The sequence below is a fragment of the Ochrovirga pacifica genome (assembly GCF_000220525.1).
GTDB classification, from domain to species: Bacteria; Bacteroidota; Bacteroidia; order Flavobacteriales; family Flavobacteriaceae; genus Ochrovirga; species Ochrovirga pacifica.
Map to the genome: position 1 here is coordinate 93,794 of NZ_AFPK01000034.1, position 12,869 is coordinate 106,662.

Genomic DNA, 12,869 nt, shown 5'->3' on the forward strand with positions numbered 1-12,869 from the left:
GGTAATGTAAAAACATTTGTTTTATCAATCAACAGAACAAGTGCCTTAGTTCGTTTCAAGCTGTTTTAATTTTACGTTTATCAAACACAAAAAACGTAAAAATGAACAAACGATTTTATGCTCTAAAGATTGCTATCATCTTTTTGATATTAGGATGCACTTCATCATCTAACGATGTATTTGTTCCTCCTACGGACACTGAGACTCCAACAGAAGAAGAGTTTACAGGAAAAGACGATCCTACAAAACCTACTTTTAACAACAATCAAGATCCCAATCATAGTAACAAGAAATGGGTAAAAGTAACCGCATTGTCTGATGAGTTTGAAGGCGAAACGTTAGATGTAGACAAGTGGAATCCTAATCCTCAGTATTTATGGGGAAGTTATCAGCAAGACAGAGGTTGGTATGGTTCGTCTAGATCTCTTTTTGAACCTGAAAATGCAACCATTTCCGAAGGGATGTTGTGCTTGGAAGGTGAAAAATTTGATAATCCTAAATATTCTCCTCAAGACAAAACAAATCAACCTGCAACAAGAAGGTATGGTGGGGCCTATGTGTACGGAAAAGTGTTGTCTGAACCAGGCTACTACATGGAAGCAAAAATGAAAGCAAGCAAAACGGCTATGTCTGCTGCTTTTTGGTTGATGTCTGAACCCAAGCCATGTAAGGAAACACCTAACAACGGAGAACGATCGGAATTGGATATACAGGAATGTGTAGGAGTGTTAACAGGAGAACTAGGTGATGAATGGACAAAAGATGACTGGGCGATAAAATCCAATTGGGATCGAATTTTTCACTACAATACTCATAGACATTCAACTTTAGAATGTTATAATGGCGAACAACAAACAAGAGGAGGAAAATTAAATTTTGACCAAAAGAACTCTGAGGTGTTTCATATATACGGTGCTTACTGGTACCCTGATGGAAAGAAAGTAGATTTTTTTATTGATGGCGAATTTGTAGAATCAGTAACACCAGCAGTTCAGTTTACAGCCCCCTTGCGCTTGATTATGTCTAGTAATTTCTACGATTGGATTGAAGAAACTACAGCCGAAGAAATGGGCTTTAACAACCCTCTTGAAGAACGATATACAAGGTTTGATTGGGTGCGAACTTGGAAGTTAGAATAACAAAGGTAATCACAAAGTATAGGCCTACTATGTTCTTAATAAACATTGTAGGCTTTTTTTGTTTTGATAAACTAGAAACCGTTACAAAATGTTATTTTTGCTCGTATGAAATTTAAGATAGAAAGTTTAGACCCAAAGAGTAAGGCAAGAGCAGGAGAAGTAACTACAGATCACGGAGTCATACAAACTCCAATATTTATGCCTGTAGGAACTATGGGAACGGTAAAAGGGGTACATCAACGTGAGTTGAAAGAAGAAATTAACCCAGATATTATTTTAGGTAATACTTACCATTTGTATTTACGTCCTAAAACAGAAGTGCTAAAGAGAGCAGGAGGTTTGCATAAATTTATGAACTGGGATCGTCCCATTTTAACCGATTCTGGAGGGTATCAAGTGTATTCGTTGTCAGGAAGAAGAAAAATCAACGAAGAAGGCGTTAAGTTTAAAAGTCATATTGATGGATCGTATCATTTTTTTACGCCCGAAAATGTGATGGAAATTCAGCGTGATATTGGAGCAGACATCATTATGGCTTTTGATGAGTGTACACCATATCCGTGCGAATACAACTATGCCAAAAGATCTATGCATATGACTCACCGTTGGTTAAAACGCTGTATAGAACATTTACAAAAAACACCATATACTTACGATTATGGGCAAACTTTTTTTCCAATTGTTCAAGGAAGCACTTATAAGGACTTAAGAAAACAATCTGCAGAATTTATTGCTTCGGTAGAGGCCGAAGGAAATGCAATTGGAGGATTGTCTGTAGGAGAACCTGCAGAAGAAATGTATGCCATGACTGATGTGGTTTGTAGTGTACTGCCCGAAGATAAACCAAGGTATTTAATGGGAGTAGGAACACCTATCAATATTTTAGAGAACATTGCATTAGGGGTAGATATGTTTGATTGTGTGATGCCTACCAGAAACGCCAGAAACGGAATGTTGTTTACTTCTGAAGGACATATTAATATAAAAAATAAGAAATGGGAAAAAGACTTCTCTCCCGTTGATCCTGCTGGGATCACATGGGTAGATACGGAGTACTCAAAAGCATATTTACGTCATTTATTTGTTTCGAATGAATTTTTAGGCAAGCAAATTGCTACAATACATAATCTAGGATTCTACCTATGGTTGGTAAGAGAAGCTAGGAAACATATTTTGGCCGGAGATTTTAGAGAGTGGAAGGACAAAATGGTAAAACAAATGGATAAACGCTTGTAATTTTGAGAATATTAGACAGATACATACTTTTACGTTACTTAAGGTCAGTATTGTTTGCCATGTTTATTTTGATACCTATTGCAGTGGTAATAGATGTATCAGAAAAGGTAGATAAATTTTTGCGACATGATGATTTGGGAATCTTAGAGATTATTCAGGATTATTATGTGAATTTTATTATTTATTATGGAAACACCTTTTTGCCTTTAGCAACCTTTTTGGCTTGTATCATGTTTACCTCAAAATTGGCTAGTAATACCGAAGTAATAGCTATTAATAGTGCCAATATTTCTTTCACAAGGTTTTTAAGACCTTATTTTATAGGAGCTACCATTTTAGCGATTATTGCTCTGTATATGAATCATTTTGTGGTACCTAAAGGAAACAATACTAAGTACAATTTTGAGCAAACTTATCTAAAACGAAAAAAGGAAAACAATACCTATGTAAAAAACTTTAACCTGCAGTTAAATGATAGTGCTAAAGTTTTTATCAAAAATTTTAGTTTGCAAAACAACAAAGGATACAATTTTTCTTATACTGAATTTAATGGTACTAAAGTAAAGTACAAACTTGTTTCTGATAATGTAACTTGGGATGAGGTTAATGAAAATTTTATTCTAGGAAAATACAGAGAGCGTTTTGTGCTAAATGATAGAGACTCTATTAGCGATGGACAAAGTAAAAAACAACCATTAGATTTTACGCCCGAAGATTTAATTACATCGGGGCATAAATCTATGGAAATGACCTCGATTGATTTGTACAATTTTATCAAAAAATCAGAAAGAAGAGGGGTTAAAAACTTGAATGAATATTATGTAGAGCTGTATCAACGAACCAGCTTGCCAATTTCTGCCTATGTACTTACTTTAATTGCTGTTTCGCTTGCTTCTAGAAAAAAAAGAGGAGGAATAGGAATTAATTTGGCAATAGGTGTGGCTTTAATGTTTATTTATGTGTTTTTTATGAAAGTGGCCAAAGTATTAGGGTCTGCACCAGGATCCAATCCGTTATTTATGGCTTGGCTTCCTAATATAATATTTTCTATTGTAGCAATGTATTTATACATTAAAGAAAAAAAACAAGGTTAATTAAGAGCCTATTGCTTGTTGTTGTGTTTCAAATTAAATACTATCAAAAAATAATTTGAATAACTACTTTTCTTAACAATAAATTCTAATCTTTGAACTGTTTAATTTTTTAACAACCAAAAAGAATGTCATTAATCAAATCAATATCAGGAATCAGAGGAACAATAGGGGGAGAAGTTGGAGAAAATTTAACGCCATTAGATACAGTTAAGTTTGCTGCAGCCTATGGAACTTGGATCAAAGCAAGAAATAAAGACACCAAAGAAATTAAGGTCGTAGTAGGAAGAGATGCTCGTATTTCTGGAGCTATGATTAGTAGTTTGGTAACCAACACACTTATTGGTTTAGGTATTCATGTTATCGACTTAGGTTTGTCTACCACACCCACTGTAGAGGTAGCTGTTCCTTTAGAAAAAGCACATGGTGGAATTATTTTAACCGCATCTCACAACCCTAAAGAGTGGAATGCTCTAAAATTATTGAACGAAAAAGGAGAGTTTTTAAACGGAGCAGACGGAAAAGAAATTTTAGAGTTTGTAGAAAGAGATGCTTATCAGTTTGCAGAAGTTGATGATTTAGGTGTTTACACAGAAAATAAAACCTATGTAGAAAAGCATATTCAAGAAGTACTAAACTTAGAGTTGGTAGATGTTGAGGCTGTAAAAAAAGCAAAGTTCAAAGTAGTGCTAGATGCAGTGAACTCAACAGGAGGAATATTTATACCTACTTTGTTAGAAGCAATGGGAGTAGCATGTGTAAAATTATACTGTGAACCTAACGGACATTTTCCACACAACCCAGAACCGTTAAAAGAACATTTGGGAGCTATTTCTGAATTGGTTGTTAAAGAACAAGCCGATTTTGGAATTGTAGTAGATCCTGATGTGGATAGGTTGGCTTTAATCAGCGAAGATGGTTCTATGTTTGGCGAAGAATACACTTTGGTAGCTTGTGCAGATTATGTATTAGGAAAATTAGGAGGAGGAAATACGGTTTCCAATCTATCTTCTTCTAGAGCACTAAGAGATGTAACCGAAAAGCATGGAGGAACCTATACCGCAAGTGCTGTGGGAGAAGTAAACGTGGTAACTGCCATGAAAGAAACCAATACTGTAATTGGAGGAGAAGGAAACGGAGGGGTTATTTATCCAGAATCACATTACGGACGTGATTCTTTAGTAGGAGTTGCTTTGTTTTTATCGCACTTGGCAACCAGTGGAAAATCTTGTAAAGAACTAAGAGAGAGTTACCCAGCTTATTTTATGAGTAAAAATAAAATTCAGTTAACTCCAGATTTAGATGTTGATGGAATTTTAGAAGCCATGGCAGAAAAATACAAGAACGAACAAGTAAATACCATTGACGGAGTTAAGGTAGATTTTGCAAAAGAATGGCTACATTTACGTAAATCTAATACCGAACCGATAATTAGAATTTACACAGAAAGTGGTTCTCAAACAGCAGCTGATGCTTTGGCACAAAGAGCTATTGATGAAATTAAAGAAATTGCAGGAATCTAATTCAGATTCAGAGTACATAACCATAAAATTTAAAGTCAGAGAAGTATAACTTCTCTGACTTTTTTTGATTAAAAGAATCATTGAATAAAGAATTCAATATCTAAATATTAGATTGGTATCTTTGCAAGGAAATTAAACACTAAGATTTTGAAAAATTTTAAAGAGTTAGGGGCTACTCCAGAGTTTATAAAGGCCATGAAAGAGATTGGAGTAAAAACACCAACAGAAATACAAGAAAGAACATTGCCTAAATTGTTAGAGGGATCCATAGATTACATAGGAAAAGCACAAACAGGAACTGGTAAAACCATAGCTTTTGGTTTGCCATTGTTGCAAAAAGTAAATCCTAAAAAAGACGAGATTCAAGGCTTGATACTGGCCCCTACAAGAGAACTGGCTCAGCAGATAAAAAAACAACTATTTAAGCTAACTAAATATGCTCCGGAAAGAATTTTTTGTGAAGCTGTGTATGGCGGAGAAAAAATAGACATACAAATAAAAAATCTGCAAAGAACAACGCACGTAGTCGTAGCTACTCCAGGGCGTTTATGTGATTTGTTAGATCGATCGGCTATCGATATCAGTCATATAAAAATGTTGGTTTTAGACGAAGCTGATGAAATGCTAAGCATGGGGTTTTTACCCGATTTAAATCGAATTTTAAAGTTTACCACAGGAACTAAAAACACTTGGTTGTTTTCGGCAACATTTCCAAATGCTCTAAATAGTTTGGTAAAAACTTACATGAACAACCCTGTTCGTGTAGAAGTAGAGGCCAATCAATTAATCAACGAAAACATTTCTCATAAATACATTTCTACAACTTTAAATCAAAAATTAGATACATTAATTTCTTTTGTAGAAAGTAGAGGGGTAGAAAAGGGAATAGTGTTTTGTAAAACCAAATTAGGGGCTCAAAAACTAAAAGAAGAATTGGAAGAAGAAGGGTTTTCTATTGCAGTTTTGGAAGGAGATATGGGACAACGTGATCGAGAAAAATCTTTGCGTTCTTTTAAAAACGGTGCCAGTCAGTTACTAGTGTCTACAGACGTAGCTGCACGTGGAATTGATATTCCTAACGTAAACTATGTGATTCACTACCAGTTACCAGAAAAAACAGAATATTTTGTGCATCGAAGTGGAAGAACTGCCAGAGGAGGAAACAAAGGCTTGTCTTTGGCAATTGTTTTGTCTAACGAAGTAGAGCAGTTGCATCAACTACAAAAGGAGTTTAAAATTTATTTCGGAAAATATACCTTAGCATAATTGCTAAAAGAATAAAATAAAAAACTTGAAGTACCTACTTCAAGTTTTTTTACTTTATAAAGAGTAATGTTTGTTAGTAAATATTTTGTAAAACATGTTTTTTATTGAATTATACATCTATTCTATAAAATTAGTTTAGCGTATTGTTGGTTTTTTTAAGAGATGGTTAGATTTGTCTAAAAATAATAGTTCATGATTAAACGAATCAGTATCTTATTTTTTGGAGCAATACTATTCAGCTCTTGTTCCAAAGAAAATGAAGGATTTATACCTCCATCAAAAGAAATAGAACAACCTATTGATAACGAAGAATTAGGAACAGATGCTTCTGTGCCCACTTTTTTAGAAGGAGAAGATCCTAATACTAGTGCTAATACTTGGACTAAAGTAGAATTACTATCCGATGAATTTGATAGCACAACGTTAAATACTAACAAATGGGCAGTTTTGGTAAATACTTGGATTGGAAGGCCTCCAGGAATTTTTAAAGAAGATGCGGTAAGCTTATCCGATGACAATTTAAAGGTAACCAATTACAAATTGCCTGAAAAAGAAATTGTAAATGGCAACGAATATACGCATGCTGGTAGCTTAATTCGTTCTGTAAACACTGCAAAATCAGGAATGTATTTTGAGTGTAGAATGAAAGCTAGCAAAACTTTTATGTCTTCTACTTTTTGGTTGATCAATACAAGAAATGAAGGTTCAGGTTGTGATCAACGAACTACAGAATTAGACATTCAAGAAACGGTTGGGAGAATTTCAGAAACAGTTCCTAATTGGGCATCAGATCACGATTCGGGTATGTTTTCTAACACTCATAGCAGAAATAAATCTTGTGATGAAACCAAAGAAGGAAGTGCCGGAGCTAGTGTGAAGTTTAACAACAAAAGTTGGGAGGGATATCATATTTATGCAGCTTGGTGGAAAAGTCCGACAGAAATTTTATTTTTTTTAGACGGAGAGTATCAAAGTACTGTAAATCCTAAAGAAAGGTTTGATTTGCCCATGTATTTAAGAATGGTTACCGAAACTTACGATTGGAATCCTGTGCCAGCAGATGGTGGCTTAACAGGGACAACTGAAGAGCGAACTACTTATTACGATTGGGTACGTACGTGGGAGTTAAAATAACAAAGTTGTTTGTAAAGAAGTAGCTTTGTTTTGTTTAAAAAATGCCAAGAACGGTTATGCCTGTGTTTCTGTTATAGCTCAAAAATAATAGATGCGGTTATAAAAACACAATCACTTTGACTATCTTTTTACCCTAGTTTGTGTTTGTAATAGTCTAAAAATAATAAAGTACACTTAAAGTATCTTTTGATTAGGTAACCTAATATACGTTCTAAGATTTTCTTATGATTAGTTCTGTTTGAAGCACTTTTGATTGTTGTTCTTTATGGTTGTTTCCTTGCTCAATAAGATCGATGAGTTGTTGGCAGGCAATAGTGCCCATTTCAAAATCTGGTTGGTTGATAGTTGTTAAATTAGGTTCTATAACAGCTGAAATAGGATCGTTGTTAAAACCTACTACAGAAATATCTTGGGGAATTCTGATTCCTTTAGCTTTTAAATATTGCATAGCACTGATGGCAGAAGTATCGTTAGAAGAATAGATTCCATCTATTTGATCCATTTGTAAGATTTTTTTTGCGAATTCTACGCCATCATTTTCTGAGAGTTTGGCTTCAAAAATATAGTCTTCTCTAACGGGTATGTTATGTTTTTTTAATGCAGCTATGTAGCCTTCTTTTCGATTTTTGTACAAGAGAATTTTTTGAATTCCCGAAAAATGCACAATGTGTTTGCAGCCTTTTTCTATAAGATGTTTGGTGGCATTATAGCTGGCTTCAAAATCATTAATAGTAATAGAGGTATAGTTGTTTAAAGGAACAGGACGATCGTAAAAAACAATTGGACCACCGTGGGTTTTAAAATTTTCTAAATGATTAAAATCCGTAGTTTCCATAGATATAGAAATCAATAGACCGTCTACACGGTTTGATAAGAAAGTAGAAACTAGCTTTTGCTCACGTTCCAAACTCTCAAAACTCTGTCCAATAACCACATTGTAACCTGCTTTGTAAGCAGTTTCCTCAATTCCTGAAATTACTGATGAAAAGAAATTTCTTGAAATTCTAGGAACCACAATACCAATGGTATTGGTTTTTTGTGTACGCAAGTTAGAAGCTAAGATGTTTTTTTGATATCCGAGTTCTTGAGCTTTTTTTAAGATCAAATCTTTGGTTTTTTTTGAAACCCTAGGACTGTCGTTCAGTGCTCTAGAAACCGTGGAGCTGTCTATGTTTAGAGCTTTAGAAATATCGTGTATGGTGGTTTTATTACTCTTCATTCTGCTAAAAATATATGTAAATATAGGTTGGGGTTTCTTATTTTCAAATATATAGAATTGATATTTAAACCAACAATCGATTGTAGGTGTGTAAGGCTAATACATGCACTAGTGTTGATGGTAATTGTAGAATTATTTTTTAAAAGACTTATTGGGCAAGAAAGTCTATGAATAATAAAGAGATTCTAAATTAACATAGGTATGTGTTGAATTTTAAAATGATAACTAAGCTAAAAATAAAAAACATCGAGAACCTTATTCTCGATGTTTTTGTTCTTTTTGATATTTCTTAAAAATAACACTATTGAATTTCGTAAATAGCAATAGTACTAGAAACTTCGTGGGTAGCAATCATTAAGTAGTTACCAGTAGGACTATCGTCTTTATCTACAACAGTAATTCCTTCTGGAGATATGTCGTTAGCATCGTACAACCAAGTCACAAATTCAGGGTTTAAAGGATTGGTAACATTGTAAACAAGTATTCCGCTTGTTCTTTCTAATCCAACAAATAAAATAGTCTCATTTCCAATTTTTAATGTTTTTACAGCTTCTGGCTCAGCACCTTTGTCATCAGATCTACCGTCAACATCACCTTCGTCTTGATTAAAAATACTTGGAGCTAATGATAAAGTTCTTCTAGAGATTTCAGAACCAGAATCGTAAACTCTTTCCCCGTTTGTATTCCAAATAGAGAATGAACGTGCTCCGTATCCGTAGATTTGTTCGTATTTATTATCATTATCAGCATCTCCGTTTGCAGTAGTAATTTTTAAACGACCTAAATTTTCATCTTCTTGTAGCCAGTCTGCATTTGGATATGCATCAAGGTCTAGTTCAAGGTCTTTAACTCTATCCTCTTCAGAATAACCGTCGTAATCTCTTGCATCTCCCTCGTTAGCAGAAACAATGTATCCATTTCCATTTGAAGTAAAATAATCAATAGCATCAGGCATATAAAAACTTAAAACATTCCAGTTTTTTAAATTACCTGCAATTCCATCTCTATCAGATGCATCTATTTCGTTTCCTGCAATGTTAAAGTTTTTTACCCCTAAACCAACCAATGTACTAATGGTTTTTGTTTCTAGATTAACTATTGCCATACCGTTGTTTTCTTGTAATGCAATGTAAGCTGTTTTAGAATCGTCTGAAACGGCAATGTATTCTGGCTCTACATCTTGTTGTAAAGTAGCACCAGGTCCAAAAACTCTAAAGTTGTTTCCAGGATTGGTTAAACCATCAAAAGCAACTTGAGTAACGTTTTGTGTTGCAACTTCTATAATTGTTATAGAACCTTCTGGGTCTACATTATAATCATCGTTAGGTTCTCCTTCGTTAGCAGCAATAATATAAGTTCCATCAGGAGAAAAGGTAACCATATCTGGCAAAGCACCAGCAGGATATGAAGCGATCAATACTTGCGTGTCTGTATTGTAGGTTTCGATAGTTCCGTTAGCTTGTTTGTCATCGTTTTCTACAGCAATAGCTAAGACTCCATTGTGTACTGCCACAGAGTTAGGGCTTCCAGGAGCTACAGAGATAGATGTTCCTTTAATAGGGTTAGTTACGTCTGATAAATCTACCACAGAAATCTCATCTTCTTCTGGATTTACAATAAAAAGTTTGTTAGTGGAGGCATCAAAAGCAGAAATTTCGGCATAAGCTTCATCGTTTCCGTTGGTAAAAGAACCTACTTTGGTAAAGCTCATTTCAGCAACCGTTTTTACGATTTCAGCATCTTTTCCGTCGTTTCCATCAGCCCCGTCAGCACCATCTTTTCCGTCGGTACCATTAAGACCATCCATACCATCTTGTCCACACGAAATAATTGTTAAAGTCCCTAATAGACCTAGTGTAAATAATTTGAAAAACTTGTTCATTTTAATTTAAATTTTGTTTGCCACAAATAAATAGAACCAGTGTTTCAAAAATGTTAATAGCTTACTATGATAGTATTAAAGTTTGTTAATAATGTAAAGATTATATTAAGACTTTGTTGTGTATTTCTTGTATAGGGAGCCTATAAAATAAAGAAAGTGTGTAGGTGATTTTCTTAAAAAACAAAAAAGCTTTGAAATAAATCAAAGCTTTTTAATGTGGTGCCTCCAGGAATCGAACCAGGGACACAAGGATTTTCAGTCCTTTGCTCTACCAACTGAGCTAAGGCACCATGCTTAACTTAGCGGTTGCAAATATACACACTTTTTAAAGTTCTACAAACTTTTTTTAGTAAAAAATGTGATTATCTTTGAATGTAAACTAAAGGTTATATGCATTTAATTATAGATGAGGGAAATACCAGAATAAAGCTGGCTATTTTTTATAAAAAAAAATTGCAAGAGATTGTTCAAACAACTTCTGAATTGTGTGAGATAAGACTCAACGAACTTTTAGAAAGATATACAATTAATGGAGCTATTCTTTCGTCTGTTACAGATCAAACACTTACTGTTTTTAATAAACTTCCCATTGCCCAAAAAGTAATTTTAACAAGTGAAACACCAGTCCCTTTTACGAATGCATACAAAACGCCTAAGACCTTAGGAGTTGATAGAATTGCTTTGGTAATGGCAGCTTGTCAACAATATTCACAAAATAACACGTTGGTTATAGATGCAGGAACTTGTGTTACCTATGATTTTATTGATAAAGATGCGATATACATGGGAGGAGCTATAGCTCCAGGTTTACAAATGCGATTTTCAGCCATGCACCAATACACTCAAAAACTACCTGCTTTAGATGTGCCTAAAGAAAAGGTGAGCTTTATTGGACAATCTACAAAAGAGTGTTTGGAAAGTGGAGTGGTGAATGGTATGGTATTTGAAATGGAAGGAGCAATTCAACAATATCAACAACAATTTGGAAAAGTTAATGTAATATTAACTGGTGGGGATGCTAATTTCTTGTGTAAACAATTAAAAAATAGCATATTTGTCAACCAAAATTTTTTGTTAGAAGGATTAAATGAAGTTCTAACGTATCAAAATAAAGATGAAGCAAAATTTAAGTAATGTAGTCGTAGTAGTGGTAATGTTCTTATCTGTAGGTGCTTATGCACAAGAACAACAAGTTTCATCCTTACTGTCTAATTATGGAATAGGAACGGTATTTTCTGAAGCAACTATTGCCGAAAAAGCACAAGGAGGTTTGGTTGCAGTAAGCAATAACACCAAGGAGGTAAATTCTATAGCCAATCCTGCGTTGTTAGGAGATTTAAAATTGACATCGCTAACAGTATCACTACAAGCCTTTAGTGCAAATGTTGAAACACAAAGTGTAGATTATCAAACCAGTTCTTTATCAATTTCCAATTTAAGTTTGGGAGTACCCTTAGGAACTAGAGGAGCTTTTTCAATGGGATTAAGACCACATTCTGCCGTAGGATTTGAAACTCAAAACACTAGTTTTTACAATTACGCAGACGGAGGTGTAAATCAATTTTTTGTAGGATTGGGGTATCAAGTCGTAAAAAACTTAAATGTAGGTTTTCAATTTAGTCGCTATTTTGGGAAAATCGAAAAACAACAAGTTTTTAAAGGAGTGCAAAAGGCATCGGTACAAAATAACAACTTTAATGTAAAAGGAATTTCAACACGTGTTGGGATACAGTATACATATGATTTTTCTGATGCCATACAAGCCGTAGCAGGTGCTTACGGAATTTTAGGTTACGATTTAAAAGCAGAAGGAAGTTCTAGATTTTATGAGGCCATTCAGTCCGATATTAAAACATTTTCTGAAATCTCAGGGAGTGCTATTGAAAATGGTATCAACGGACAAGAAAAAACACCTTTTAAAACAGCGTTGGGGTTAGGACTTGGAAAAGAAAATAATTGGTTTGCAGGGTTGTCTTATGAGTTTAGAGATGCTGTTACCTATACGGGTAATGCATTTAACCAAACTGCATCAACAAATATTTCTTATAATTACGAAGAAGCAAGTAAAATTAGTTTAGGAGGCTATTATATTCCTAAAAAATACGCTCTAAAAAACTATTTTAACCGAGTAGCTTACAGGGCTGGAGTTAAATATGAAAAGACAGGGTTGATGTTGAACAACCAAAGTGTAAAAGATTTTGGCATAACATTTGGATTAGGGCTACCAGTGGGTAGAAGAGTTTCTTATGCCAACTTTTCTTTAGAACTAGGAACTTTAGGAGATTTTTCTGAAAACAAATACCAAGAAAACTATTTTAACCTAGGAGTAGAATTCTCTTTGTCTGATAAATGGTTTAACAAACGAGTGATTGATTAAAT

The 12,869-nt window shown here is 34.2% G+C and carries 10 protein-coding genes and 1 tRNA gene; 8 read left to right on the forward strand and 3 right to left on the reverse strand.

Annotated features, from left to right (window positions below; genetic code table 11):
- Positions 1-101 precede the first annotated feature (101 nt).
- The 6 genes from FS85_RS0106390 (at position 102) to FS85_RS0106415 (ending at position 7,389) form a co-directional block, all read left to right on the forward strand.
- Positions 102-1,139, forward strand: a complete 1,038-nt coding sequence (locus FS85_RS0106390) for a family 16 glycosylhydrolase (RefSeq protein ID WP_010135281.1) — start codon at positions 102-104, stop codon at positions 1,137-1,139.
- 105 nt (positions 1,140-1,244) lie between these two features.
- A complete protein-coding gene (tgt, locus tag FS85_RS0106395) occupies positions 1,245-2,375 on the forward strand; it encodes a tRNA guanosine(34) transglycosylase Tgt (protein WP_010135282.1) in 1,131 nt (376 codons plus the stop codon).
- Between the two features lie 2 nt (positions 2,376-2,377).
- Positions 2,378-3,469 carry an LptF/LptG family permease gene (locus FS85_RS0106400; RefSeq protein WP_010135284.1) on the forward strand — a complete coding sequence of 364 codons (1,092 nt, stop codon included), beginning with the start codon at positions 2,378-2,380 and terminating at the stop codon, positions 3,467-3,469.
- A 125-nt stretch (positions 3,470-3,594) separates the two neighbouring features.
- Positions 3,595-4,989 (forward strand): phosphoglucosamine mutase, encoded by a 1,395-nt coding sequence (gene glmM, locus FS85_RS0106405; protein ID WP_010135286.1) that lies wholly within the window; start codon positions 3,595-3,597, stop codon positions 4,987-4,989.
- Positions 4,990-5,136: 147 nt separating this feature from the next.
- Entirely contained in the window at positions 5,137-6,255 is a 1,119-nt protein-coding gene (locus tag FS85_RS0106410; RefSeq protein ID WP_010135287.1) for a DEAD/DEAH box helicase, read from the forward strand.
- Between the two features lie 192 nt (positions 6,256-6,447).
- Positions 6,448-7,389 (forward strand): LamG domain-containing protein, encoded by a 942-nt coding sequence (locus tag FS85_RS0106415; protein ID WP_010135288.1) that lies wholly within the window; start codon positions 6,448-6,450, stop codon positions 7,387-7,389.
- Between the two features lie 211 nt (positions 7,390-7,600).
- Here FS85_RS0106415 and FS85_RS0106420 read toward each other — a convergent pair whose 3' ends face one another.
- The 3 genes from FS85_RS0106420 to FS85_RS0106430 all read right to left on the reverse strand — a co-directional run bounded on the left by FS85_RS0106420 (position 7,601) and on the right by FS85_RS0106430 (position 10,780).
- Positions 7,601-8,608 (reverse strand): LacI family DNA-binding transcriptional regulator, encoded by a 1,008-nt coding sequence (locus FS85_RS0106420; protein WP_010135289.1) that lies wholly within the window; start codon positions 8,606-8,608, stop codon positions 7,601-7,603.
- A 301-nt stretch (positions 8,609-8,909) separates the two neighbouring features.
- Positions 8,910-10,490 (reverse strand): choice-of-anchor I family protein, encoded by a 1,581-nt coding sequence (locus FS85_RS0106425; RefSeq protein WP_010135290.1) that lies wholly within the window; start codon positions 10,488-10,490, stop codon positions 8,910-8,912.
- A 217-nt stretch (positions 10,491-10,707) separates the two neighbouring features.
- Positions 10,708-10,780: transfer RNA gene (locus FS85_RS0106430), tRNA-Phe, on the reverse strand.
- 100 nt (positions 10,781-10,880) lie between these two features.
- Here FS85_RS0106430 and FS85_RS0106435 point away from each other — a divergent pair.
- Together FS85_RS0106435 and FS85_RS0106440 are read left to right on the forward strand one after the other, a co-directional pair.
- The gene (locus tag FS85_RS0106435) at positions 10,881-11,624 is read left to right on the forward strand and encodes a type III pantothenate kinase (protein WP_010135291.1); all 744 of its coding nucleotides are present in this window, start codon (positions 10,881-10,883) and stop codon (positions 11,622-11,624) included.
- Complete coding sequence (locus tag FS85_RS0106440) at positions 11,605-12,867, forward strand: hypothetical protein (protein ID WP_010135293.1); 1,263 nt, start codon at positions 11,605-11,607, stop codon at positions 12,865-12,867. Before FS85_RS0106435 ends, FS85_RS0106440 begins: the two co-directional genes overlap by 20 nt.
- Positions 12,868-12,869 lie beyond the last annotated feature (2 nt).

Excerpts from the sequence above, each read along its gene's own strand:
- FS85_RS0106435 (WP_010135291.1), top strand. The coding sequence starts at position 10,881 with ATGCATTTAATTATAGATGAGGGAAATACCAGAATAAAGCTGGCTATT.
- FS85_RS0106415 (WP_010135288.1), top strand. The coding sequence starts at position 6,448 with ATGATTAAACGAATCAGTATCTTATTTTTTGGAGCAATACTATTCAGC.
- FS85_RS0106390 (WP_010135281.1), top strand. The coding sequence starts at position 102 with ATGAACAAACGATTTTATGCTCTAAAGATTGCTATCATCTTTTTGATA.
- glmM (WP_010135286.1), top strand. The coding sequence starts at position 3,595 with ATGTCATTAATCAAATCAATATCAGGAATCAGAGGAACAATAGGGGGA.
- FS85_RS0106420 (WP_010135289.1), bottom strand. The coding sequence starts at position 8,608 with ATGAAGAGTAATAAAACCACCATACACGATATTTCTAAAGCTCTAAAC.
- tgt (WP_010135282.1), top strand. The coding sequence starts at position 1,245 with ATGAAATTTAAGATAGAAAGTTTAGACCCAAAGAGTAAGGCAAGAGCA.
- FS85_RS0106425 (WP_010135290.1), bottom strand. The coding sequence starts at position 10,490 with ATGAACAAGTTTTTCAAATTATTTACACTAGGTCTATTAGGGACTTTA.
- FS85_RS0106440 (WP_010135293.1), top strand. The coding sequence starts at position 11,605 with ATGAAGCAAAATTTAAGTAATGTAGTCGTAGTAGTGGTAATGTTCTTA.